The organism is Achromobacter sp. FW305-C-30-7, from assembly GCF_058783105.1.
In genome coordinates this window covers 146,058-169,288 of the sequence record NZ_JBYSYI010000008.1, presented here as the reverse complement: position 1 = coordinate 169,288, position 23,231 = coordinate 146,058, and the positions used below count along the sequence as shown (strand labels likewise).

Genomic DNA, 23,231 nt, shown 5'->3' with positions numbered 1-23,231 from the left:
CCTCAAGGATCCACAATGACTGATTTGTTTGGAATCATGCGCGCGCCGCGCGCTGTCTTGTTCGGCAACGGCCAGCGCCTGGCATTGGGCCGCGTCGCGGCCGCCCTGGGCCAACGCGTGCTGATTTGCACCGACGAGCGTTTTGCCGGCACGGCCGAAATGTCCGCACTGCTGGCGTCGCTGGAAACCGCGGGCGTGCGCGTCCAGGTGTACGACCGCACCCAGCCCGACCTGCCGGTCGAAGGCGTCTACGAATGCGTGGCCGCGCACCGCGCCTTCCAGCCTGATGCCATTGTCGGGCTGGGCGGCGGCAGTTGCCTGGATATGGCCAAACTCGTCAGCCTGCTGCTGGCGCACGGCGGACAAGCGTCCGACTATTACGGCGAGTACAAGGTACCCGGCCCAACCATCCCAGTGATCGCGCTGCCCACCACCTCGGGCACGGGCTCCGAGGTCACGCCCGTGGCCGTGCTGGCCGACAGCGCCCGCGACCTGAAGGTCGGCGTATCCAGTCCGCACCTGATACCCCACACCGCCATCTGCGATCCCGAGTTGACCCTGACTTGTCCCAAGGGGCTGACCGCCATCGCCGGGGCCGACGCATTGACCCATGCCATCGAGGCCTTGACCGCCGTCCGGCGCAGCCCCGACGCCGACATCGCGCAGACGCGCGTGTTCGTCGGCAAGAACGCCTTCAGCGACCAGCAGGCGCTGGTCGCCATCCGCGCGCTCGCGTCGTATCTGCCTCGGGCGGTCGAGAACGGCGCCGACCTGCACGCCAGAGGGCAGGTCATGGCCGCGGCGCTGGCCGCGGGCCTGGCTTTCGGCGTGGCCGGCACCGCCGCCGCTCACGCCATCCAGTACCCCATCGGCGCCCTGACCCACACGGCGCACGGCGCGGGCGTGGCCACGCTGATGCCCTACGTCATGGACTTCAACGCGCCGGCCTGCGCCGCCGACTACGCAGCCATCTCGCAGGCGATGGGGGATACGGAAACCGATCCCGGACGCCTCGCTGCCAACGCGCCCCGCCATGTCTACGAACTGTTCGCGGGCATCGGCATCCCTGCAACGCTGGAAGGATTGGGCGTGCACGCCGACCAGTTGGACTGGATCGCCGAGCAATCCATGCTGGCCGCGCGCCTGGTCACGAACAATCCCCGCCCGCTGGACCAGACCGGCATCTCGACCATCGTGGCCGCTGCCCACGCAGGCCGCGGCTCGTTTCGCCCATCCCGATAACCCCTTCCCCATCCCTATCCGGAGCTGACACATGACCATCGAGGCCAGCAAGCTGTCCACTGACCTTTACATCGACGGCGCCTGGCGCGCCGCCACCTCGGGACGTCGCATCGACGTGTTCGACCCGTCCACCGAGCAGGTGATCGCAAGCGTGGCCGACGCCACGCTGGAAGACGCCGCCGCCGCCGTGGATGCCGCCGCGCGCGCCGCCGCCGGCTGGGCTGCAACCCCCGCCCGCCAGCGCGGCGAAATCCTGCGCAAATGCTATGAACTGATGGTGCGCGACGCCGACGACCTGGCCCGCCTGATCTCGATGGAGAACGGCAAGGCGCTGGCCGACGCGCGCGGCGAGGTCGCCTATGCCGCCGAGTTCTTCCGCTGGTTCTCCGAGGAAGCGGTGCGCATCAACGGCGACATCAGCGTGTCGCCTGGCGGCGCCAGCCGCATCATCGTCCAATACCAGCCCATAGGCATCGCCCTGCTGGTCACGCCGTGGAACTTCCCCGCCGCCATGGCCACCCGCAAGATCGCGCCCGCACTCGCGGCAGGCTGCACCTGCATCCTCAAGCCCGCCACCGAAACGCCCTTGACCGCGTATGCCGTCATGCGACTGCTCGAGGAAGCCGGCGTGCCTCCGGGCGTGGTCAACGTGTTGACGACGTCGTCGGCGGGCAAGTTCGCCAATGCCGTGCTGGACGATCCGCGCGTGCGCAAGCTCTCCTTCACGGGGTCGACGGAAGTGGGCCGCGTGTTGCTGCGCAAGGCCGCGGACTCGGTCATCAGCTGCTCGATGGAGCTGGGCGGCAACGCGCCGTTCCTGGTCTTCGACGACGCGGACATCGACGCCGCCGTGGAAGGCGCCATGATCGCCAAGATGCGCAACGGCGGCGAGGCCTGCACGGCGGCCAATCGCTTCTACGTGCAGCGTGGCGTCGTCGAGACGTTCAGCGCCAGGTTCGCCGCCCGCATGGCGGCGCTGAAAACCGGCGACGGCGTCAATCCGGACACGCAATGCGGCCCCCTGGTCAATGCCGGCGCGGTGGACAAGGTGGCCTCGCTGGTGGACGACGCCGTGGCCAAGGGCGCGCGCGTCAAGGCCGGCGGCAAGCGGCTGGACCGTTCCGGCTATTTCTATGAGCCCACCGTGCTGGTGGACGTGCCGGCCGACGCCGACCTGCTGACCGAAGAGATCTTCGGCCCCGTGGCGCCCATCGTGGCCTTCGATACCGAAGACGAAGCAGTGGCATTGGCCAACGCCACCGAGTACGGCCTGGTGGCCTACGTCTACACCCGTGACCTGGCCCGCGGCCTGCGGGTATCCGAGAGCATCGAAAGCGGCATGATCGCCCTGAACCGGGGCCTGGTGTCGGATCCGGCAGCGCCCTTCGGCGGCGTCAAGCAAAGCGGCCTGGGCCGCGAAGGCGCGCACCACGGCCTGCTGGAATTCATGGAAGCGAAATACATCTCGACCAACTGGTAACTCCGAGCGGCCGCGTCGCGCGCGCGGCCGCCCCTCCCATTTCGAACCCCAAACGAGGAGATAGCCAGACATGGCTAAATATGAAATTGCGACCATCGACGGCGATGGCATCGGTCCGGAGGTCTGCCAGTCGGCGATCACCGTGCTGAAGGAAGCCTGCGGCTCCGGCCTGCTCGCGTTCAGCAGCTACGACGGCGGCGCCGACCACTACGTCAGGTCGGGCCACGTGCTGCCCGACGACACCTATGCGGCCTGCAAGGCGGCCGACGCCATCTTGCACGGCGCGGCAGGCATGCCTGGCGTGACCTATCCCGACGGCACCGAGGTCGGCAACGACCTCCACTTGCGCCTGCGATTCCGGCTCGACCTGTACGCCAACGTGCGTCCCATCCGGCTGTACCAGGGCGTCGACTCGCCGCTCAAGCATTTCCAGCCGGGACAGATCGACTACGTGATCGTGCGCGAGAACACCGAGGGCCTCTACGCCAGCCGTGGCGGCGGCATCGTGCTGCGCGACGAAGTAGCCACCGACACCATCGTCGTCACCCGCAAGGGCATCGAACGCGTGGCGCGTTTTTCATTTGAACTCGCCCGCCAGCGCAAGGGCGCGCCGCGCGACGGCAAGCGCCGCGTCACGGTATGCGACAAGGCCAACATCCTGCGCACCTACGCCTTTTTCCGCGCCGTCTGCGACGAGGTCGCGACGTCCTACCCCGACGTCGACATCGACTACGCCTATGCCGACGCCATCACGGTACACATGCTCAAACGGCCGGATTTCTATGACGTGATCGTGGCCGAAAACATGTTCGGCGACATCATCTCCGACCTGGGCGCCGCCACTATCGGCGGCATGGGCCTGTCCGCCTCGGCCGAACTGGGCGACACGCACGGCCTGTTCCAGGGCGCCCACGGTTCCGCCCCCGACATCGCCGGCCAGAATGCCGCCAGTCCACTGGCCACCATCCTGTCGGGCGCGCTCATGTTGCGCTGGCTGGGCGACAAGCATGCCGATGGCGCGTTGACCGACGCCGCGCAGCGCATCGAGCTCGCCGTCGAACAGGTGCTTGCCAAGGGAGACCACGTGCCGCGCGACCTGGGCGGCACCGCAAGCTGCACCGACATGACCCAGGCCGTCTGCCGCGCGCTGTCCCGCTGAGCGGCGTACGCATCCACACACACAAAAGCAATGACGAGGAGACACCCCATGCTACGCATCACCCCCATCCTGTGCGCCGCGCTGACCGCGGTATCGCTTGCCGCCCCCGCGGCGGCCCAGGACTATCCCAGCCGTTCCATCACGGTCATCGTGCCCTTCGCGCCGGGCGGCACCAGCGATACGCTGGGCCGTCTGGTGGCTACCTCCCTTTCCAAGCAGCTGGGCCAGACCGTGGTGGTCGAGAACTCCGGCGGAGCCGGTGGCCTTATCGGCATGCAGAAGCTGCAAAAGAGTTCGCCTGACGGCTACACCCTGGCCTTCAACAACATGTCGCTGGCGATCCTGCCGCACCTGCATCCCAAGGCCAATTACGATCCGCAAAAGGAACTGGCGCCCATCGGCATCGTCGCTACCGTGCCGATGGTGCTGTCGGTCAGCAACAAGAGCGGCATCCAGGACCTGCCCGCCATGCTCAAGCGCATCCGCGACACGAACGCCGTCAAGCTCAACCTGGGTTCCAGCGGTCCCGGCAGCACCGCGCATCTGGCAGAGGCCATGTTCCTGCACTTCGCCAATGCGCGCGGCGAACTCATTCCCTATCGCGGCACGGGTCCCGCATTGACCGACCTGATGAGCGGGATGATAGACGGCGTCATCGACCAGACCGTGACCATGCTGCCCCTGCACCAGGACAAGCGCGTCAAGGCCATCGCCGTCACCGGATCCGCCCGTCTGGCGCAGAGTCCGGACATTCCCACCTTTGCCGAGGGCGGCCTGCCCGAGTTCGACCTGGCGATCTGGAACGGCCTGGTCGCGCCCGCAGGCACTCCCCAGCCCGTCGTCGACAAGCTGTCCGCCGCCCTGTCCCAGGCCATCGACACGCCCGAGTTCAAGACGCGTCTGGAACAACTGGCGGCGCAGGCTCCGGCTACGCAAGAACGCGGCCCCCTTGCTTTCGCCGATCTGCTCAAGCGCGACTCGGAACGGGTGTCCTCGCTGGTCAAGAGCGCGAACTTGCTCGGCGCCAACTAAGCGTCGCGGGCGGCCTCAGGGGCCATGCCAGTACCGCCGCCCGCGCTCCCGCTCAGCCCAAACCTCCAGGCCCTCGGGACCTGAGCTCGCCATCACCGCGCCATCGCGGTCGCTGCGCCAAAAGGCGGCGCCAGTCCGTGTCCATCGCAGCTCCACCGCGCGGGCCGGATGGCGGAAGCGGTTCAGGTGTCCCGCCTGCGCGATCGCATGGCCGGCGGCCGCGGCGGCCACCAGGTCCCTGCCCGAGGACGACGCCGAGCCATGATGCGGCGCCATCACCACGTCCACCGGCGGCAAAGCCTGGACCAGCGCGCTTTCCTGCGCCACGCTCACATCGCCCGTCAGCAACATCGCATGAGACTTCCCCTGCACCAACAGCACGCAGCTATCGGCATTGCGGCCCTGCCCGCCCTTGCCGCCGGCATCCACCGGATTCAGGAAGGTGAACGCCACGCTGTCCGCCTCCCAGCCCTGGCCGCGCCGGCAGCGCCCCATGTCGTCAGGCAAGGGCGGTGCAATGCTGCCCGCGTCCGGCCACAACCCGATGTCGCGGCGCAGGAACGCGGCCACATCGAACGAGGCAAAGCCGCGTAATGCCGGAACCGCCGCCAGCACAGCGCGCAAGCCACCCACGTGATCCAGGTCGGCGTGCGACAGGACCAGCACGTCCAGCTGCCGGATACCGCGCGCCAGCAGGAATGGCGCCACCACGCGCTCGCCCGCGTCGCTGCCGCCGTAGTGGCGTGGGCCCGCGTCGAACAGCAGGGTTTGGTTGGCGGTCTCCACCAGGATGGCGCTGCCCTGCCCCACGTCCATCGCGCTCATGCGCCAATGGCCCGGCTCGGGCCGGTCGGGCCGCCAGAACAGCAGCGGCAGCATGCAGATCCACCCCAAATGCCTGCCCGGCCATCCGCGTACCTGCAGCGCCCATGCCATCCCAGCCACCGCCAGCAGCAGCCAGGGCCATGGCGCCGCCGCGACCGGCACGCTGGCCCAGGCGGCGTTGCCCACCCAGGACACGGGCGCCATGATCAGGTCGAACGCCAGCAAGCCCCATTGACCCGCGAACGCGGCCAGCGCCTGTGCGCCCGGCAGCACCGACAAGGCTGCGCACAGCAAGGCCAGCGGCGTCACGACGAAGGTCACGACGGGAATGGCCACCGCATTGGCCAGCGGCGAACCCAGCGACACCTGGTGCACCAGGAAGGCCAACAGCGGCGTCAGGCCTACGGTCACCATCAACTGCAAGCGCGTCGCCTGCGCCAATCTGGCCACGCAGCGCCGGCGCCAGCCGGCCTCGTGGTCCACCGGCGCATCCGCGATACGCAACAGCACCGCCACCGCGCCGAACGACAGCCAGAATCCCGCCGAGACCGGCGCCCAAGGATCCAGCGCCACCACCACAGCGGCGGCGCACGCCAGTACCCGGCCGGCCGACAGCGGCAGGCGCGACACCGCCGCCGCCAGCACCACCGACAGCATGAAAAAAGTGCGCCGCGCCGGCACACCCCAACCGGCCAGCAGGCAATACAGCAACGCGACCAGCGCGGCCGCCGCCCCGCCCGCCACGCGCGCGGGCACGTGCTCGGCCAACCCCGCGCCGCGCCAACGTCCCCGCCGCCACAGTGCCGCCACCAGCATCCCGGCGATGCCCGCTATCGAGGTCACGTGCATGCCGCTGATCGACACCAGATGCGTGATGCCGCTGCGGTTGAACAATCGCCAGTCGTCGCGCGCCACGCCGGCCTGATCGCCGATGGCCAGGGCGATCATCACCGGCGCGTAGCGATGCTCGCCCAGGGCCGCGCGCAAACCCTCCCGCACACGATGGCGCGCCCGCTCTATCGCGATGCCCGGTGTCGCCCAAGGCCGGTCCGCCAGCAGCCTGGGCTGCCCGCGCACCGTGCCCACCGCGCGTATCCCCTGCGCGAACATGCGCCCTTCCGCATCGGGCCCGGCGGGATTCAGCAGACCGTGGGGACGCCGCAGCACCAGCGCCATGCGCCAGACCTGGCCGGGCTTGAGTTCAGGTAGCGCGGCCTGCGGGCCGGGCGGCGCCTGCCAGCTGACCTGGATGCGCGACGGAATCCCTGGCGGCGCCGGCTCGTCCAGTTCGGCCAGAAAGCGCTGGCTGCGCACATCGCCGTCCGGCAACTCCGCGACGCGCAGCGCCAGGCGCGACACGGCGTCCTGGTGCGCATCCGACAGCCTATCGTCAAGCCTGGATTGCGCTTGCAGGCTGGCATTGAGCAGGCCCGCGCATAGGCCCAGCATCAGGGCCGCGAGCAAGCGCCCGGCGCGGTGCCGCAGCCGCATGCCGACGGCGGGCGCGAGCAGGCACGCCCCCGCCAACAACCATGTGGCCCCAGCTCCTGGAAGCCGGGGGCACAACTGGATCAACCCCGCGCCCGCCACGAACGCCATGCAGAAAATTCGGCCTGTGATGTGCGACTCCCGAAACGGGACAGCGTAGGCCGAGGCGCGGCGTTGCGGCGGATAGTGTGTATGTTTTCAGCCAGCTCGGCTGAACGCAGATCAGAAGAATCGGCGCTGCTTTTAGCCCACTGACGCGTTGGCAAGCTGTGCCGCGAACACGCTGGGCGGCAGACCATCGGCAACCTGCTTGAAGGACTTTTCCAGCATGGAAGACAATTGATCGAACTGCCAGGGACTCGAGGAACTGATCTGGCGTATCTCTTCCGGATTGCTGTACAGCCCCACATCGAAACCGCCAGCGGACAGCGTGCGGCCAGTCAGCCAGCTCGATCGTTCGCTGGCAAGATACAGCACGATGGGCGCGATGTTCTCCGGCATGAGCGCGGCTATTCCGGGACTGTCCACATCGCCCACCTTCTTGTCGCTGGGAATCGTGCCGGTCAGCCGGGTCGCGGCCACCGGCGCAATGGCGTTCGCCGTAACTCCATATCGCGCCAATCCTTGCGCCAACGAATACGTCAGGCCCACCACCCCCATCTTGGCTGCGGCGTAGTTCGCTTGCCCGGGAGACCCTTGCAAGCCCGAAGCCGAGGTGAAGTTGATGATGCGATAGTTCCCGTTCGGGTTGCGCTGCTGGCGGAAATAGGCCGCCGCCGGCTGGACGGTGCTGAAATGCCCCTTCAGGTGTACGCGGACGACGGCATCCCAATCCGCCTCGGTCATGTTGAAGATCATTCGATCGCGCAAGATGCCCGCAACGTTGACGACGATATCGAGCTTGCCGAATTTCGCCACCGCCGTCTCGACCAGCCGCCGCCCGGTTGCCACGTCGGCAATGTCACCGGCGTCGGCAACGGCGCTGCCTTTCAGATCGTTGATCTGCTCGGCGACGCGATGCACCGGGCCGTTGTCGCCGCCAGTGCCGTCCGGGCCGGTACCCAAATCGTTAATGACCAGATTCGCGCCCTCTCGCGCGAAGGCGAGCGCGATGGCAGCGCCAATTCCCTGTCCTGCTCCCGTGATGATCGCGGTACGGCCTTTCAGGATACCCATGCTCAAATCTCCATTTTGGATGTGTTGTAACGATCCCTGAGAACATTCCTCTGCAGCTTCCCCGCTTCCGTGCGGGGTAGCTCATCAAGAAATTCATACCTGCCCGGGCACTTGTAGCCGGCCAGGGTTTCGGCCGCGTAGGCCCGGAGTTCTTGAACCAAGGCTGCCCGGTCGCTGCCTGCGTCGGCAGGCTGTATCACCGCCAGGACGCTCTGCCCCCATTCGGGGTCGCTGACTCCAATGACCGCAACATCCTTCACCGATCCGTGGGTAATCAGGCGGCCTTCGATTTCAGCGGGATAAATGTTCACACCGCCTGACAGGATCAGATCGTTGCGGCGGTCGAGAATGAACAAGAAGCCATCCTCATCGATGGTGCCGATGTCGCCAGCGGTCGCGTAGCCATCGTCAAGACGGGTCGACCGGGTCTTTTCTTCGTCGTTGTGATAGGAATAATCGGTCATCGCGCTACGCGCATAGATCATGCCTACTTCGCCCGCGGGCAGTTCCTGCCCATTCTCATCGACGATCCTGAGCACCGTTCCAGGTGCGGCCCGGCCCACCGTTCCTGGCTTGCTCAGCCATTCCTCCGGGCCCACCATCGAGTACATGCCAGCCTCGGTCGAACCGAGGTATTCCCAGATTTTTGGCCCGAGCCATTCCATCATCTTGAACTTGACATCGATCGGGCAAGGCGCGCCGGCATGCACCACGCACTTCAAGCTTGAAACATCGTATTTCTTGCGGTTTTCCAGCCGCAGCAATCTGACAAAATGGGTCGGCACCATGTGCACGGTAGATACCCGATATTTTTCGATATCCCGCAATGCCAGTTCGGCATCGAACTTGTTGCGGCAAACAATCGTATGGCCGCGATGCAGGGACATCATCGCCCATGCGGCAGGCGCCGAATGATAGAGGGGCGAGAACACCAGGTGACAACCAGGGTCATGAGAAACGCCAAAGAGATCGAGCGCGTCCGGGAGGTTGTCGATGACATCCTCGGGGCTCTTGTCCGCGAGCTTGCGCTTCACGCCCTTGGGCCTGCCGGTAGTCCCGGATGTGTAGCCCATCCACGAGCCCGCGCTGCGTTGATCGGGGACGCGGCTGTCCGCCTTCAATTCGTCGAATCCGCCCCAGCCACCCTCTGCTCCCTCGATGCTGAAGCGCATCGCTGGCAATTCGGCGGAGGCAAGACCGGGCGCGAACTCATTTGACGCGATCAGCATCTTTGAGTCGCTATCGCGCAAGATGTAGACGATCTCCTCGGCAGTGAGGTGCCAATTGATCGGCACCATGTACAGCCCGAGCTGCCCCGTGGCCAATGCAAGCTCGAAATAAGCTTGACAGTTCTTTAGAAGCACGGCGACCGCGTCCCCCCTACGCAGACCTCGCGCGCGAAGTCCATTCGACAGTCTGTTGACCTCGTCCAGCAACTTGCCAAAGGTCGTCGTCGTTCCGTCCGCCTCGATGTACGCAATGCGCTCGGGATGCCTGCTGGCGAGGCTGTAGAAACCTTTCGATTCGGGTCCTTTGCCGTGCATGGGTCTTCCTCCAATGATTTGCTGTGCAAACTCGGTCTCTTTCATCCGGAATTTGGCGCATTTTTTTACGGACGTTTTTTGTCTGTAAATAATAATATTGCGGTTCTTTGAGGTCAAGCGGCTAGGCAAATTGTCCGGTTTCGAGAGACGGGCGAACGAGTTCGCACGCGAGCGGCGCGTTGCCTTGGGGACGACATTGTGGCGTCAATAGGCCGCCACTACCGCCTCGCCAATCACCTTCTGCGCACCGTTCTGGTCCGCGCAGCCCAGGCTTAGCTTGACGAGCTTATCCCCCTGCGCGGTGGACTTTTCAATCACGCGCCCGACGCAATGAGGCTTGTCGCCCACGTTCGTAATTCCCGTAAATCTCACTGACATGCTGCGGATGTCTTCCTGCGGTACCAGCTTGGTCAGCAACCTTCCCAGATATGCGGCCGAAAGCATGCCGTGCGCGAATACGTCCTGCATTTTTGCCTTTCTGGCGAAATCGATATCCACATGAATCGGGTTATGGTCGCCGGATGCGCCGCAGTACAGCGCCAAGGTGGTCCGGGTGATGGCCGGTATATCCGTCAGCGCGATCTCATCTCCGACCGAGATGGCAGAAAAATCAATTCTTTGCATGGGTATTCTCCTTATCCGTTTCTACGCTCGACGATTGTGCTGCGAAGCTGCGCCACCGCGTCCCCATTGACGTCGCTCACGGCAGTTTCCAAGACGACAAAATGAAGCTGGCCGTCTTTCTTGTCGTATACGTCGGCCACCTTGGTTTCAAACTGCAGGACGTCTCCGGCATAGGCCATTTTTTTATAGGTGAAAGCCTGCTCGGCATGCAGAACGCGCGCCAGATCGAGTTGCAAGCGCGACATGGTATTGCTGGAGGCCGCGGCCTCTCCATTTAGGCAAAACAGGAAGGTCGGCGGAATCGGAATACCTCTGTAGCCGGCGGCAAGCGCCGCGGACTCTTCAAAGTAGATCGGATTGTTCTCTCCGATTGCTTTTGAGAAAAATTTCAACCGCCCCATCTCCGCCGTCGCAGTTCCCCGCGACAGGATCGTCCCGATATCAGTCGGCTCAGCCATAGCGCATCTCCGTGGAAAAAGTTTTCGCTCTGGTACGGGCGGACGCCGCAGACCGCCAATCCCCTGCCTTCAGGACTGTTGACACGCCCGTACGCCAGCACTATTATTTTCAGACTTATTTCGTCCGTAAATCGTAGCACGGAAATTGCAGAGATCAATAGCAAGTCAACGCAACGCCATCGTCAATCAAACCGAAACGACATTCATGAAGCCCATACCTACACCAGACACCCTTCCATACTGGAACGCGGCAAAACAAGGCCGGCTCGAAATTCAACATTGCAATGATTGCGGCCAGTTCTACTTCTATCCGGGGATTTTCTGCCGGCATTGCCTTTCCGATCAGGTCCGGTGGAAGCAGGTTTCCGGAAAAGCAAAGCTGATCTCCTATGTGATCAACCACCGGCCCATCCCGGGCAATGAGGGCGCATCGCCCGTCATCGCCCTGGTCCAGCTGGCCGAAGGCCCTCGCATGATGACCAACATCGTGGGCATCGCGCCCACACCGGAAAACCTGGCATTGGACATGGACCTGATCGTCGACTTTGTGCAGCGCGATGGCATATCGCTGCCCGTGTTTCAGCCCGAGGGAATCAGCAAATGAGCGAAAAAAACATGCATGGCGGCAACGTGGTCATCGTGGGCGCCGCCGAAACCGATGAGATCGGCATCGTTCCCTCCAAATCCGTGATCGCGCTTCACGCCGAAGCCGCCAGAAACGCCCTGCGCGACGCAGGCTTGTCACCCTCGGACGTAGACGGCATCGCCACTGCAGGGCTGATGCCGATGGAGGTTTCGCACTATTTGGGGATCACCCCCAGATGGATCGATGGCACGATGGTCGGCGGATGCAGCTTCCTTTCCCATGTGCGACACGCCGCGGCCGCCATTGCTTCGGGCGCCGCAAACGTGGTCCTCATCACGCATGGCGAGTCCGGCCGTTCACGAGTCGGGGCGCCCGCCTGGACCATCAACGCGGCGGCAGCGGAAGGACAATTCGAAGCGCCATACGGCGCCGTGGCGCCATACTCGACCTTTACCGTGCCCGCCTTGCGGTTCTTGCATGACCGGGACATGGGGCCGCGGGATCTCGCGGAAGTCGTGGTCGCGCAGCGAAAATGGGCAAGCCGCAACTCCCGCGCCTTGCGCCGAGAAATCGTCACGGCCGATGAAGTATTGTCTGCGCCTGTCATCGCTTACCCGTTCACGCGCGACATGTGTTGCGTCGTCACGGACGGCGGCGGCGCCCTGGTGTTGACCAGCGCCGACCGAGCCGCGGACCTGCCTTCGGCGGACCGCGCGGTCTTCTTGCTGGGCTCCGGCGAATCCGCCGAATCACGGCTGGTATCGCAAATGGAAGACGTCAGTTCGTTCCAGTCCTTCCGCCGATCTTCCAAAGAGGCGTTCGAAACCAGCGGAATCAGCCATGACGATGTGGACCATCTGATGTGCTACGACGCGTTCGCGCACTTGCCGCTATACATGCTCGAAGATATCGGATTCGTGGGCAAAGGCGAGTCCGGCGCCTTCATTGCCGAGGGCAATACGCTGCCGTCCGGCAGGCTGCCCATGAACACCAATGGAGGGGGGCTCTGCTACACTCACACGGGCATGTACGGCATGTTTGCCATTCAGGAAGCAGTACGCCAGTTGCGGGGCTGCGCCGATGCTCAAGTCGAAGACGCGCAGCTTAGTTTCGTGCAGGGCGTGGGGCTGTTTTTTGCGGCATCGACCAGTCTGGTGCTATCCGCCAACCGGCCCTGATCCCCGCACGCGGATTTACGCCAGGCATCTGAGCGGTCAGTCCCCCGAAGGAGCATGCGCGATGGCGACATGCTCCGTTTTGCTTTATGGCGAGCCCTGCTCGCCATCCGCTTCGTCTCCGAGGGCAGAATTCTGAATCCGTCTACACCTGGCCGCGGCCGTCCGATAGATCCCACGCTCGAGCCCCGGGTCTTTGCCGCAACGCGCGCACTCTATACAGAGCTAGGCTGGGCCGGGCTGACCATAGATGGCGTTGCGCGCGCGGCTAAAGTCGGTAAAGCCGCGATCTACAAGCGCTGGCCCAACAAGGAAGCCTTGATCGCGGACACCTTGCAAGACCTGTCCACCCCGTTTCCGGATTTCGGCAATACCGGATCCCTGCGCGGAGATCTGGTCCACCTGGCGGTCGCCATCCTGCGATTCTATGCGCAGGGCTACGGGCTCATCGTCGCCCGGGTCCATATCGAGGCAAAGCTCTTTCCGGAAGTACTGGGCAGATCGCTGGCAGGCTGGGAACGCCATAGCCGGGAACACGGACGCAAGATCATCGTGCAGGCGATGGCGCGCAATGAAATCCCGAAAGACGTCTCCCCTGCCCTGGTACTCGATCTGGTCGCCGGCGCGCTGCTGAATCACTTCCTGTACACCCCAGACGACAAAATGGAATTGCTTCAGAAAAACTGCGCGAGCTATGCCGAAACGGTGGTCGACTTCGTGCTGCGCGGCGTGGGCTACCAACCCATCTCGCCTGACGGCTCGCCGGCCACTCCGGCCCGGCCAGCCCGCGGCTCATAGGGCGACATTTCCTGTATTGTGTCGGTGCCCGGCAAGATGCTTCACTCATTAATGAGATAAGTCCATGGCCCACCCAGACACGATTCCAGCCGCTCCATCGTCATTCCCGGCAACCGAGCTAACGAACGCTTTCGTCGCCTTCCTGTTCTCCGCATCCGCGCCGGTGGCCATCATCCTGAGCGCGGGCGTGAAGGGAGGCCTCAGCCAGGCCACCCTGGCTTCGTGGATCTTTGCCGCATTCGTGCTCAACGGCATCCTCACCATCGTGATGTCCGCCATCTACCGGCAGCCGCTCGCCTTCCTCTGGACCATCCCCGGCGCGGTGCTGGTCGCCAGCGCCCTGCAACATCTGCCCTTTGCCGAGGTCATCGGCGCCTATCTGCTGACCGCCGCGCTGATGCTGGTGCTGGGATTGACGGGCTGGGTCGGCGCCATCATGGACCGCATCCCCATGCCCATCGTCATGGGCATGGTCGCCGGCGTCTTCCTCAGCTTCGCGCTGGACTGGATCAAGTCGTTCGCATCCGATCCCTGGCTCGCGGGCGTCATGACCGCCACCTTCTTCCTGGTCTCGGTCTTCCCTGCCGTGCAAAAGCGGCTATCGCCCATTATCGGCGCGCTGATCGCGGGAATAGGCGTGCTGATGTTCATGGGACGAGCGCCACAGCTGGAACACGTCACGCTGGCGACCTCGGTGGCCAGCCCGCAGTTCTACGCGCCGGTATTCTCCTGGGCCGCGGCATTTGAGCTGGTGCTGCCTCTGGCCGTGACCGTGATCGCGGTGCAGAACGCGCAAGGGATTGCGGTGCTAAGGAATTCGCTGCATCGTCCGCCGGTCAATGCGATCACCAACGCCTGCGGCGTGTTCTCGGCGCTGACCGCCTGCCTGGGCTGCGTCTCGACCTGTCTGGCCGGTCCATCGAACGCCATCATCGCCTCCGGCGCCGACGCGTCGCGGCACTGGCTGGCCGCGATCTTCCTGGGTGTGATGGTGATCGTGTTCGGCCTGTTTTCGCCGCTGGTCACGCAGGCGCTGCTGGCCACGCCCGCCGCCTTCGTGGCCACGCTGGCGGGGCTGGCGCTCCTGCGCATCCTGCAAGGCGCGTTCCATACCGCTTTCCGCCAGCACTTCACGCTGGGCGCCCTGGTCGCCTTCCTGGTGACCCTGGGCGGCCTGCCCCTGCTTGGCATCGGCGCGCCGTTCTGGGGCGTGGTGTTCGGCGTGGCGACCAGCTTCATCCTGGAGCGCGCGGATTTTTCGAAGACCTGATGGCCAAAACCGTGCGGACGGCGCACAAGTACTGACTCAAGAAGCCGGAGGCGGTTGTGCTGCTTTGCCAAAACAGCCAATCGCATTGCCTCCAAAGAGCGATTCAGGATTTATGAAATCTCTCGTCGCTCGCAAGATTTCCGACGGATACCGGGCCCATGCGCGCTCTTGAGAGAGCATGTGCCAATCGCTGCCATACATGAGCCTGGCACTCAGCACTGCATGAGTTTCGAAGATCCTCTTCAATTGATCGCGCGCGATGCAACTCTCCAACTTTCCACATCTCAGATTTTCCCAGTAACCCGTATCGCCATAGAGGTTCTTCCCCGCGCCAGCCTCCATCAGTGCGGCAAACCCGGCTGACCAACCCTCAAGATCGTCTCCCCCAAAGTGGCCGATGTTCACACGGGGCGAGTCCAGTTTCATCAGCGCTTGCGTCCATCCCTGCGGGCTTGCGTACTCGTCATGCAGGTCATCCAACCCCATTGTTGATGCGCCGTGAGCCATCACCGGTACGTCCAGACGCTGGGCAATGTTCCACATCGCCGTCAGCTCACGTTCCAGGGCTGCGCCCGAGGGTATCCCCGGGCGCATCGGGTGAACGTCAGGGTTTACAAGCGGCCTGAATCCGTTCGGCGGGTAAATCTTGATACCGACAAACCCCCGCCTTTCTATCGCGTCGGCCACCCGCAAGCGCACCCGCTTGGGGTCCAGCACCGCACTCCAGGGGTTGTACGCAACCAAGGGGCGCATGTATCCATTCGACAGCACTGAAAGCAACTGATGCAGCGCTATCTGGCTCTCTTGCGATGAAAGGGCTGCGGGAGCCAACCAATAATCAAAGTCGACCAAGGAAGCAAACACGCGATCCACCCCGAAAGCCTGGTCACCGGTGGTGAACGACTGCTGGTACGCGAGCAGGTTCATCCATCGATAAGACAGCATGTATCCCACAAAACCCACAACACCTTCGCGATATGCTCCTCCCCCCTGGGCCTCGCCATCGCTCATGGGTTCTACCAGTCCTCCGGTCTCGGTGGCTTGAAAAACCATTGCCATCGTGTCCGGTCCCAAGTTTCCGTCCACCCCTCCCTGTGTAAAGCTCGCTGGCGCCGCATCGTTGTAGATCGTCTCAAATTCGGTTCCTCGTACCACCTCGAAGAAGAAGGCTGACTGTCTTTTCAAGAACTCTGCTCGCCGCTGGTGCAGGACAGTTTCGCTTGCCTCTGGCGGCAGGCCCATTACCGCATGGTTGCGGGCCATCCCGACAAGCTCTTTGATTTCTTCATCGGCGGTCGGCGCCAGGGATGCAATCCGGCCGGCAAGTGGGGCCAATGCCCTAATCAGCGTCCTGGATACTCCGGACCTGCTATGCGCAACCGGTCCCGCCAGGAATCCTTCCACCGGCACATCGCTGGCATTAAAGAAGTGCGCGTGGGTATCGACCACCCAAGCCGGAGCGCCCTCGGCCTTCCGCCCAGGACGCGGTGTGAGGATAGGGCTGAGGCCCTCGGGCGGAGCGCTGCCTTGAGCGTTTTCCGAAGCTCGGCGCGGCCATCGGCAGCCCCCAACAAAGGGCAGCACGGCGAGCGCGCTCAAGAGTTCGCGACGCCGGGGTTTCATACAGGGAGCCAGCTCGCGCGGCTTAGTTTGCGCGAATGGCGCGGCTCAGGCTGGTTCTCCGCGAAAAAAGAAAATGAAACGTGCGTCTCGTCGATATCGACGAGACCATAGTTCCTGTACGTCTCTCCTACCGTCACGGCGTATTTCACTGCCGCGCCCGATGAGGTCGCCTCATGCAGGGGCCAACCCGTGGTGTAAAAAGCATCAGACTCGTTACGGTGGATATCGCCGCTGAGCACCAGGATCTTGCTGATGGCTGCCCGACCAAGCAGCCACTCCCAGTCACCGGCATACCCAACCTTGTAATCAGCACAGGTTGAGCCACTGGCGAAGAGGTGAATGGCATCAGGCGCGCGCTCCATAGCAGCGTCGAAGCCGGCTCTTTGTCGGGCGCCCAATATCGTGCGCGCGTCGTCTGGAATCAGCCAGGTTCCCGTACGCCAGCTACGCACATCGGCAAGATGCAACATCACGTCATTCGACAGCTTGATACTTGGCGATTCCAGAGGCGGCTGATTCTCCTTCCAAAGGGACGGAGCATTGTAGGCATTGGGAAATGAGCCCGCCGCCATGCCTTTCTTCAGAGTCCTACGAAACGCCTCATGCAGGGCAGTGCTGATACGCAGTTTCGGCGCCTGAGCGGGGCTTTCCCTGGCAACCGCTCCCAGCACATCATTCCATAGGCAGTCGTGATCGTCCCAAGTCGTCCAGACACGACCTGTTGGCAAGGACTTCACAAGTCTTGAGAACTGCGCCTGCTGAAGCAGCTCGCTGTACCGAGAAAACGCATGCTTGGCAAAGTCGTCCACGCCCATATCTTTTGGATGCCCTGCTTCCTCGACATGTATGTCCAGGTACATGCTGTCGCCGAGCAAGATCAGATGATCTGGCGCTTGCGCCCTGATCCAGTCCCAAACGGGTTGGTCATTGAATACATTGGTGGCGATGCAGGACGCAAATGCGATGCGCATAAGAGTTCCCTCAAGCGATTCGATTTTTCATCAGGACAATTGCTTCTCCAACCAACTTTCCCTTATCGAACCGCTGGTTCTTTCCGAGTTTTCCGTCGGCGGTCAGCTGGTATCCGGTGACGAAGACGGATTGCCTGACGTTGCCGCCCACGGCCAATGCAACCTCGGAACCTACCGCCACGACAATGTCAGAATGGCTAGGAGCCTCCGGATTTTTCGTCGCGGCGAGATATTGGTCGAACGTGAAGGGAGTTCCCCGCCAACTGCCGATGATGTCGCCGACCTGCGGCTTGTCTTCCGTTAAGGGAACACCCCAGAACGGCGCGGACGCATCCTTGCTCGCCCCCTTCTTGATGGCATCCCACATGAACCTCGCGTGGCCGATGGACTGCTTGAAGGCCTGGTACTCCGGGATAACCTTCGCCGCGTTCCTTACCATGAGGGAAATGGCAACGGCAGACCAGGGGTAATCAGTATCTTTTCCGGTCAGGTTCTTACCCAGCGCCTTCCACATTTCGTGGATGTAGCTGCTATAGGGTTCAGCGTTCTCTTTACCCTGCCCTTTGTCGAATCGAAGCCACTGCTCCACCGCGGCCGCCACAAGCGCTTCGCGAGCGCGCGTAGCGGGTGACCGCAACGTTGGCTGTTTGGCCTTGGCCCACTTGAACTTCGAGTCCGCCAGGCCGTCAACCGAGTATCCCTGGAGCGGCACCCCGCCAATTTCCGTTTGAACGTGATGCCACCCACCGGGCGCGTCCCCCAGATCGAAGATTTCCTCGCCTAGCGTGAGACTGCCGATCGGTGAGTTCTTCGCAGTACTGGGCGTGGCCCGCAGGTTGACAGCCTCGACATTGACGAAACGCTTCATGAGACGCTCCCTGACCGCACCCGGGCATTGGCCGCTGTGCACGCCAAACCGAGACAACGATCTCTATCAACTCAATATGCAAAAGCCGGCACCTTTTCCAAGGTGCAGTGCAAGCCAAAGTACGTGAAAAGATCCGCATCATCTCTCCGCCAATTGCATGAAACACAATGGCGCAGATACCATCCGCACACACGGAAATCCCGGGCAAGAGGTGCTCCCCTCAAGTTATTGCCATAGGAGCGATGTGCGCGGCCTTGGCCGAAACCATGTTAGGAGTGTCTTTTTGTCGGCGCATACCCAAATTTGAGTATGCGGACCGCAAGACCCGTCCATTGCCACACCCAAGCCATAAGCACATCACTCAGTTAGAAATTGCGTATCGGTCGTTTGGCCTGACGACCATCTCCCGTACTGTGACCTGTCCGCGCCGGCCTTGCTGAATCCGCAAGGCGCCGCGTCCGTTTCACTCTCGGAGACCCGCATGAACGACCGGCTGCACCGTACCCAGGCTTCCCGCTCCGCCGCCATCAAGGCGAAGCTGGACTATCCCGTGATCGATACCGACGTACACGTCAACGACTATGCGCCTGTGCTGGAGGACTACATCCAGCACTATGGCGGCTCCAAGCTGGTGGACGTGCTGCGCAAGACGCAGGGCTCGCGCTTCGCCACCAAGTCCCAGGGCAAGGACTGGTATCAGCAGACGCCCGCGGAACGACAACACAACCGCACGCTGCGTTCGCCCTGGTGGGCGCGCGTCACGCGCAATACCCTGGACCTGGCCACGGTCACGCTGCCGGAGCTGCTATATGAACGCCTGGAGGAGCAAGGCTCCGACTATTCCATCCTGTTCCCCAACGACGTGCTGGCGCCGCTGGGCGCAGGCGACGAATACCGTCAGCCCTTGCATCGCGCGATCAACCATTTCCATGCGGACCAGTACCGCAAGTACAGCGACCGGCTGACGCCCGTGGCGGGCATTCCCCTGAACACGCCGCAGGAAGCCATTGAAGAACTCGAATTCGCCGTCAAGACGCTGGGGCTGAAGGTGGCGAACATTCCGGGCGGCGTGCGCCGGCCGATCAAGGCCATCGCCGACAAGTACCCGCCGGCGGAGTACCCGGAGATCGCGCGGCATGCGTCCTACGTCGACTTCTTCGGCCTGGACAGCGAGTACGACTACGACCCGTTCTGGGCCAAGGCGGTGGAACTGGGCGTGCCGCTCGCCACCCACTACGGCAGCCAGGGCTGGACCGGGCGCCACTCCATCAGCAATTACATGTTCAACCATATCGGCCACTTCGCCGACGGTTCCCAGGCCTTCGCCAAGGCGCTGTTCTTCGGCGGCGTGACCCGGCGCTTTCCCGATCTGCGCGTGGCCTTGCTGGAGGGTGGCGCGGATTGGGGCGCGCATGTGTATGCGCACCTGGTGGACCGCTGGGAAAAGCGCAACCGCAACGCCGTGCAGCAGTACAACCCGGCCAACGCCGACGTGGAGCTATTGGCAGACCTGTTCGAGCGCTACGGCGCCGGACTGCTGAACGGACGCGAAATCAACAAGGACACCCTGCTGCGCGACAGCCTGGGCCTGTCGGCGCTGCATCACAGCCGCGAGCCCCAGGGCGATGAGCTCGACGACTTCGCAGCGGCCGGCATCGAAAGCGTGGAGGACATCCGCAAGCGCTGGGTCGACAGCTTCTACTTCGGCTCGGAGGCCGACGACCGGACCATAGGCGCCGCCTTCAACGACCGCGCCAATCCGCTGAACACCAAGCTCAACGCGATCTGGTCGTCGGACGTCGGCCACTGGGACGTACCCGACCTGACCGAACCGCTGGCAGAGAGCTGGGACCTGGTCGAGGACGGCGTGATCTCCGCGGCGGATTTTAAGGCCCTGGTGTTCGACAACCCCTACCGCTTCTATACCCAGGCGCACCCCGAGTTCTTCAAGGGCACGCGCATCGAGCAGAAGCTGCAGGCGCGCGCCCAGAAGCGCGCGGCCTGACCTTATTGCTATCCGGCAATTCCGCCCGTCCGCATACGCCGGCGGGTGGCTAGTCCTGCCCGCGGCCAGCGCGCGCCAGCCCGGGCCTGTTTTCATCATCACCATTTGGAACGACCATGCGCACCCTGTTCTCTCCCCACAGCCTGATTTCACGCCTGATGCTGGGCGCTGCCTTGTGCGCCGTCAGTCTCGCCTCCCTGGCCGTGCCCGACGTGGTCCGTATCGGCGTGGCGACCGCCGGCGGCGGCGACCCCATCACCTGGGGCGGCTCGCCGGGCGGCGTGGCGCGCGCCAACAACTGGCTGGAGGAAGCCTTCCAGGGCACCGGCACCCAGGTGCAATGGCTGTTCTTCAAGGGCGCCGGCCCGGCGGTCAACGAAGCGCTCTCGAACAAGCAGATCGATTTTGCCTACCAGGGCGACCTGCCGTCGGTGGTGGGCCGCTCCAACGGGTTGAAGACCCGCATCCTGCTGGGTAGCGGCGTGCGCAACAACCTGTACGTCTCCACGCCCAAGGATTCCGCGCTGCAATCGCTGGACGATTTGAAGGACCGGAAGGTGTCGATCTTCCGCGGCACCAATGGCCATCTGGTCGCGATCAATGTGCTGGCCTCGCGTCAGCTGACCGAGCGCGACATCAAGGGCGTCAACCTGGACACGGGCAGCGCGCAGGCGGCGCTGGTCTCCAATGGCGTGGACGCCGCCTTTGGCGGCTATGAGTACTTCAAGCTGCGCGACCAGGGTCTGGCGCGCATCATCTACTCGACCAAGGGCCAGGATCCCTCGTTCACCCGCCAGGCGTCGTTGTTGGTGCGCGAGGACTTCGAAAAGGAGAACCCCGAAGCCGTGCAGCGCGTGGTCGACGTGTTCGTGCGCGCCGCGCAATGGTCCTCCGACGAACAGAACCGCGACGCGCTCTTCAAGCTCTGGGCGCGCAGCGGCACGCCTTACGCGTCCTGGCAGGCGGAGTTCGAAGGCGAAGTGCTGGCCGTGCGCAACTCGCCGCTGCTGGACCAGTTCCTCGCCGCGCGCTACCAGGCCGTGGCGGACGATGCGCTGAAACTGAAGCTGATCCGCCGTCCCGTGAGCGTGGACGGCTGGTTCGAGCCGCGCTACCTCGACGCCGCGCTGCGCAAGGCCAATCTTGCCACCCGCTGGACCGCGTTCAATGCGCAGGGCCAGCCGGCATCCGGCGAGCGCCAGGCCAACGCCGGCACGGCGCGATAAGGAGTGGTCATGTCCGCGAATACTCTGAGCGCGCCGCTGCCGTCCGCGCGCCATGCACCTCTTGATATGCTGCGCAACGCCGGCGGCCGCCTGCTGCCCTGGCTGCTGCCGCTGGCGCTGCTTGCGCTCTGGCAGCTGGGCGCGGCGCAGGGCTGGATCTCCCCGCAGGTGCTGCCTTCGCCCCACTTCGTCTGGCTGACCTTGCAGGATCTCTACGACAGCGGCGATCTCTGGCTGCACGTGCAGGCCAGCATGCAGCGCGTGCTGGTGGGCTTCGCGGTCGGCAGCGCGCTGGGCCTGGCGCTGGGCGCGGCGATGGGATTGTGGCGTCCGCTGGAAGCCTACATCTTGCCCACCTTCAACGCGCTGGTGCAGATTCCGGTACTGGCCTGGCTGCCCTTCGTGCTGCTGCTGGTAGGCATAGGCGAACCGCTGAAGTACATCCTGATCGCCAAGGCCGCGCTGGTGCCGGTGACGCTGAACACCTTGCAGGGATTCCGGCAGACCCCGGCCAACTTGCTGGAAGTGGCCCGCGTCTATGGCTACACGCGCCGCCAGCAGGTACTGGAAGTGGTGCTGCCGCATGCGCTGCCCACGCTCTTCACCGGCCTGCGCCTGGGCTTCACCAAGGCCTGGCTGTCGCTGGTCGTGGTGGAGCTGGTCGCGTCCAGCGAAGGGCTGGGCTACCTGATCGTCTATGGCCGCCAGTTGTTCCAGCTGGACCTGGTGATGGCGGCGGTGATCGTGGTGGGCGCCATCGGCTATGCCATCGACAAGTTGTTGGACCTGGCCGAAGTCCGCGCGGGCGGCGGCCACGCCGCTACCCGCCTGGGTACGACGCCCACGGGAGCCCAGGCATGACGGCGGCGTTCATCTCCTCGCCTCCTGCCGCCCGCCGCGCAAACCGTTGGCTGCAAGCACGCTGGCGCGGCCTGGTGCTGCCCGTTGCCGCAATCCTGGTCTGGTGGGCGCTGGCGCGGCTGGACTGGGTCTCCACGCCCTTGCTGGTGTCGCCGGGCAAGGTGCTGGATACCGCGGTCAGCCAGATCTCCTCGGGCAGGCTGTGGCGCGCGTTGAGCGCGAGCCTGGCGCGTGAATTCACCGGCTTCGCGATAGGCACCGCGCTCGGCCTGATACTCGGCGCGCTGCTGGGGCTGCTGCCGCTGTTCAACCGCATCGTGGGCCCCAGCTTCAATACCTTCAAGCAGATCTCGCTGTTCGCCTGGATTCCGCTGATCTCGGTTTGGTTCGGCCTGGGCGACGTGGCCAAGGTAACGTTCCTGTCGCTTGCGGCCCTGGTGCCCGTGGTCGTCAATACCTGCGACGGCATACGCAGCACGCCCACGGCCCTGCTGGAGGTAGCACGCGTGTTCGGCTATTCCCGCTGGCAGACCTTGCTGCACGTGGTGCTGCCGTCGGCGGCGCCTTCGATCTTCACCGGCGTGTACCTGGCGCTGATCTACTCCTGGCTGGCGACCATAGGCGCGGAGTACCTGCTGGTGGCCGGCCACGGCATCGGCAACACCCTGATCGAAGGCAGCGAACACTTCCAGATGGACCTGGTGATCTTCGGCATGTTCGTGATCGGCCTGGTGGGATGGACCATGAATGCATGGGCCCGCGCGCTCGAGCGCCGGCTGACGCGGCACCGCCCCGGCGCCGCCTGAGAAAGAAGGAAAGG

General features: G+C 64.0%; 20 protein-coding genes. 12 read left to right on the top strand and 8 right to left on the bottom strand.

The window, feature by feature from the left end:
* Positions 1 to 15 precede the first annotated feature (15 nt).
* The 4 genes from AC3WOB_RS24205 (at position 16) to AC3WOB_RS24190 (ending at position 4,913) form a co-directional block, all read left to right on the top strand.
* Positions 16 to 1,242, top strand: a complete 1,227-nt coding sequence (locus AC3WOB_RS24205) for an iron-containing alcohol dehydrogenase (RefSeq protein WP_492276394.1) — start codon at positions 16 to 18, stop codon at positions 1,240 to 1,242.
* Positions 1,243 to 1,273: 31 nt separating this feature from the next.
* Positions 1,274 to 2,722, top strand: a complete 1,449-nt coding sequence (locus tag AC3WOB_RS24200; protein WP_492276393.1) for an NAD-dependent succinate-semialdehyde dehydrogenase — start codon at positions 1,274 to 1,276, stop codon at positions 2,720 to 2,722.
* 70 nt (positions 2,723 to 2,792) lie between these two features.
* Positions 2,793 to 3,881 carry an isocitrate/isopropylmalate dehydrogenase family protein gene (locus AC3WOB_RS24195; protein WP_492276392.1) on the top strand — a complete coding sequence of 363 codons (1,089 nt, stop codon included), beginning with the start codon at positions 2,793 to 2,795 and terminating at the stop codon, positions 3,879 to 3,881.
* A 48-nt stretch (positions 3,882 to 3,929) separates the two neighbouring features.
* On the top strand, positions 3,930 to 4,913 hold the full coding sequence (locus tag AC3WOB_RS24190) for a Bug family tripartite tricarboxylate transporter substrate binding protein (RefSeq protein WP_492276391.1): 984 nt from the start codon (positions 3,930 to 3,932) through the stop codon (positions 4,911 to 4,913).
* A 15-nt stretch (positions 4,914 to 4,928) separates the two neighbouring features.
* On the opposite strand, the gene AC3WOB_RS24185 is transcribed toward AC3WOB_RS24190, so the two are convergent.
* The 5 genes from AC3WOB_RS24185 to AC3WOB_RS24165 all read right to left on the bottom strand — a co-directional run bounded on the left by AC3WOB_RS24185 (position 4,929) and on the right by AC3WOB_RS24165 (position 11,028).
* Complete coding sequence (locus AC3WOB_RS24185; RefSeq protein WP_492276390.1) at positions 4,929 to 7,337, bottom strand: DNA internalization-related competence protein ComEC/Rec2; 2,409 nt, start codon at positions 7,335 to 7,337, stop codon at positions 4,929 to 4,931.
* A gap of 132 nt (positions 7,338 to 7,469) precedes the next feature.
* A complete protein-coding gene (locus AC3WOB_RS24180; protein WP_492276389.1) occupies positions 7,470 to 8,402 on the bottom strand; it encodes an SDR family NAD(P)-dependent oxidoreductase in 933 nt (310 codons plus the stop codon).
* Between the two features lie 2 nt (positions 8,403 to 8,404).
* Entirely contained in the window at positions 8,405 to 10,063 is a 1,659-nt protein-coding gene (locus AC3WOB_RS24175; RefSeq protein ID WP_492276388.1) for an AMP-binding protein, read from the bottom strand.
* An 87-nt stretch (positions 10,064 to 10,150) separates the two neighbouring features.
* A complete protein-coding gene (locus AC3WOB_RS24170; RefSeq protein ID WP_013394533.1) occupies positions 10,151 to 10,570 on the bottom strand; it encodes a MaoC/PaaZ C-terminal domain-containing protein in 420 nt (139 codons plus the stop codon).
* Positions 10,571 to 10,581: 11 nt separating this feature from the next.
* On the bottom strand, positions 10,582 to 11,028 hold the full coding sequence (locus AC3WOB_RS24165; protein WP_013394534.1) for a MaoC family dehydratase N-terminal domain-containing protein: 447 nt from the start codon (positions 11,026 to 11,028) through the stop codon (positions 10,582 to 10,584).
* Between the two features lie 205 nt (positions 11,029 to 11,233).
* Here AC3WOB_RS24165 and AC3WOB_RS24160 point away from each other — a divergent pair, with 205 nt between their 5' ends.
* From AC3WOB_RS24160 to AC3WOB_RS24145, 4 genes are all read left to right on the top strand, one after another.
* A complete protein-coding gene (locus AC3WOB_RS24160) occupies positions 11,234 to 11,632 on the top strand; it encodes a Zn-ribbon domain-containing OB-fold protein (protein ID WP_013394535.1) in 399 nt (132 codons plus the stop codon).
* A complete protein-coding gene (locus AC3WOB_RS24155) occupies positions 11,629 to 12,792 on the top strand; it encodes a thiolase C-terminal domain-containing protein (RefSeq protein ID WP_492276387.1) in 1,164 nt (387 codons plus the stop codon). Before AC3WOB_RS24160 ends, AC3WOB_RS24155 begins: the two co-directional genes overlap by 4 nt.
* 54 nt (positions 12,793 to 12,846) lie before the next feature.
* Positions 12,847 to 13,587 (top strand): TetR/AcrR family transcriptional regulator, encoded by a 741-nt coding sequence (locus tag AC3WOB_RS24150; RefSeq protein WP_492276386.1) that lies wholly within the window; start codon positions 12,847 to 12,849, stop codon positions 13,585 to 13,587.
* Between the two features lie 64 nt (positions 13,588 to 13,651).
* Complete coding sequence (locus AC3WOB_RS24145) at positions 13,652 to 14,857, top strand: benzoate/H(+) symporter BenE family transporter (protein WP_013394538.1); 1,206 nt, start codon at positions 13,652 to 13,654, stop codon at positions 14,855 to 14,857.
* Between the two features lie 36 nt (positions 14,858 to 14,893).
* Here the strand turns inward: AC3WOB_RS24145 and AC3WOB_RS24140 are convergent, their stop codons facing one another.
* From AC3WOB_RS24140 to AC3WOB_RS24130, 3 genes are read right to left on the bottom strand one after another with little or no spacing between them, the layout of a single operon-like run.
* Positions 14,894 to 16,456: an amidohydrolase family protein gene (locus AC3WOB_RS24140; RefSeq protein WP_492276385.1), complete on the bottom strand. Its 1,563-nt coding sequence runs from the start codon at positions 16,454 to 16,456 to the stop codon at positions 14,894 to 14,896.
* Positions 16,457 to 16,476: 20 nt separating this feature from the next.
* Positions 16,477 to 17,451, bottom strand: a complete 975-nt coding sequence (locus AC3WOB_RS24135) for an alkaline phosphatase D family protein (RefSeq protein ID WP_492276384.1) — start codon at positions 17,449 to 17,451, stop codon at positions 16,477 to 16,479.
* Positions 17,452 to 17,461: 10 nt separating this feature from the next.
* Positions 17,462 to 18,319: a DUF2272 domain-containing protein gene (locus AC3WOB_RS24130; RefSeq protein WP_492276383.1), complete on the bottom strand. Its 858-nt coding sequence runs from the start codon at positions 18,317 to 18,319 to the stop codon at positions 17,462 to 17,464.
* A 481-nt stretch (positions 18,320 to 18,800) separates the two neighbouring features.
* Between AC3WOB_RS24130 and AC3WOB_RS24125 the strand changes: the two genes are divergently transcribed.
* The 4 genes from AC3WOB_RS24125 (at position 18,801) to AC3WOB_RS24110 (ending at position 23,217) form a co-directional block, all read left to right on the top strand.
* Positions 18,801 to 20,324: an amidohydrolase family protein gene (locus tag AC3WOB_RS24125; protein ID WP_492276382.1), complete on the top strand. Its 1,524-nt coding sequence runs from the start codon at positions 18,801 to 18,803 to the stop codon at positions 20,322 to 20,324.
* 116 nt (positions 20,325 to 20,440) lie between these two features.
* Positions 20,441 to 21,550 (top strand): ABC transporter substrate-binding protein, encoded by a 1,110-nt coding sequence (locus AC3WOB_RS24120; protein ID WP_492276381.1) that lies wholly within the window; start codon positions 20,441 to 20,443, stop codon positions 21,548 to 21,550.
* 9 nt (positions 21,551 to 21,559) lie between these two features.
* A complete protein-coding gene (locus tag AC3WOB_RS24115) occupies positions 21,560 to 22,411 on the top strand; it encodes an ABC transporter permease (protein WP_492276380.1) in 852 nt (283 codons plus the stop codon).
* Positions 22,408 to 23,217, top strand: coding sequence for an ABC transporter permease (locus AC3WOB_RS24110; protein WP_492276379.1), 810 nt, complete (start codon positions 22,408 to 22,410; stop codon positions 23,215 to 23,217). The genes AC3WOB_RS24115 and AC3WOB_RS24110 overlap by 4 nt, the downstream gene beginning before the upstream one ends.
* The last annotated feature ends 14 nt before the right edge of the window (positions 23,218 to 23,231 follow it).

Coding starts and splice junctions, on each gene's coding strand:
- AC3WOB_RS24125 (WP_492276382.1), top strand. CDS start 18,801: ATGAACGACCGGCTGCACCGTACCCAGGCTTCCCGCTCCGCCGCCATC.
- AC3WOB_RS24190 (WP_492276391.1), top strand. CDS start 3,930: ATGCTACGCATCACCCCCATCCTGTGCGCCGCGCTGACCGCGGTATCG.
- AC3WOB_RS24180 (WP_492276389.1), bottom strand. CDS start 8,402: ATGGGTATCCTGAAAGGCCGTACCGCGATCATCACGGGAGCAGGACAG.
- AC3WOB_RS24170 (WP_013394533.1), bottom strand. CDS start 10,570: ATGCAAAGAATTGATTTTTCTGCCATCTCGGTCGGAGATGAGATCGCG.
- AC3WOB_RS24130 (WP_492276383.1), bottom strand. CDS start 18,319: ATGAAGCGTTTCGTCAATGTCGAGGCTGTCAACCTGCGGGCCACGCCC.
- AC3WOB_RS24165 (WP_013394534.1), bottom strand. CDS start 11,028: ATGGCTGAGCCGACTGATATCGGGACGATCCTGTCGCGGGGAACTGCG.
- AC3WOB_RS24115 (WP_492276380.1), top strand. CDS start 21,560: ATGTCCGCGAATACTCTGAGCGCGCCGCTGCCGTCCGCGCGCCATGCA.
- AC3WOB_RS24155 (WP_492276387.1), top strand. CDS start 11,629: ATGAGCGAAAAAAACATGCATGGCGGCAACGTGGTCATCGTGGGCGCC.
- AC3WOB_RS24150 (WP_492276386.1), top strand. CDS start 12,847: ATGCGCGATGGCGACATGCTCCGTTTTGCTTTATGGCGAGCCCTGCTC.
- AC3WOB_RS24200 (WP_492276393.1), top strand. CDS start 1,274: ATGACCATCGAGGCCAGCAAGCTGTCCACTGACCTTTACATCGACGGC.
- AC3WOB_RS24205 (WP_492276394.1), top strand. CDS start 16: ATGACTGATTTGTTTGGAATCATGCGCGCGCCGCGCGCTGTCTTGTTC.
- AC3WOB_RS24135 (WP_492276384.1), bottom strand. CDS start 17,451: ATGCGCATCGCATTTGCGTCCTGCATCGCCACCAATGTATTCAATGAC.
- AC3WOB_RS24185 (WP_492276390.1), bottom strand. CDS start 7,337: ATGGCGTTCGTGGCGGGCGCGGGGTTGATCCAGTTGTGCCCCCGGCTT.
- AC3WOB_RS24145 (WP_013394538.1), top strand. CDS start 13,652: ATGGCCCACCCAGACACGATTCCAGCCGCTCCATCGTCATTCCCGGCA.
- AC3WOB_RS24195 (WP_492276392.1), top strand. CDS start 2,793: ATGGCTAAATATGAAATTGCGACCATCGACGGCGATGGCATCGGTCCG.
- AC3WOB_RS24160 (WP_013394535.1), top strand. CDS start 11,234: ATGAAGCCCATACCTACACCAGACACCCTTCCATACTGGAACGCGGCA.
- AC3WOB_RS24120 (WP_492276381.1), top strand. CDS start 20,441: ATGCGCACCCTGTTCTCTCCCCACAGCCTGATTTCACGCCTGATGCTG.
- AC3WOB_RS24110 (WP_492276379.1), top strand. CDS start 22,408: ATGACGGCGGCGTTCATCTCCTCGCCTCCTGCCGCCCGCCGCGCAAAC.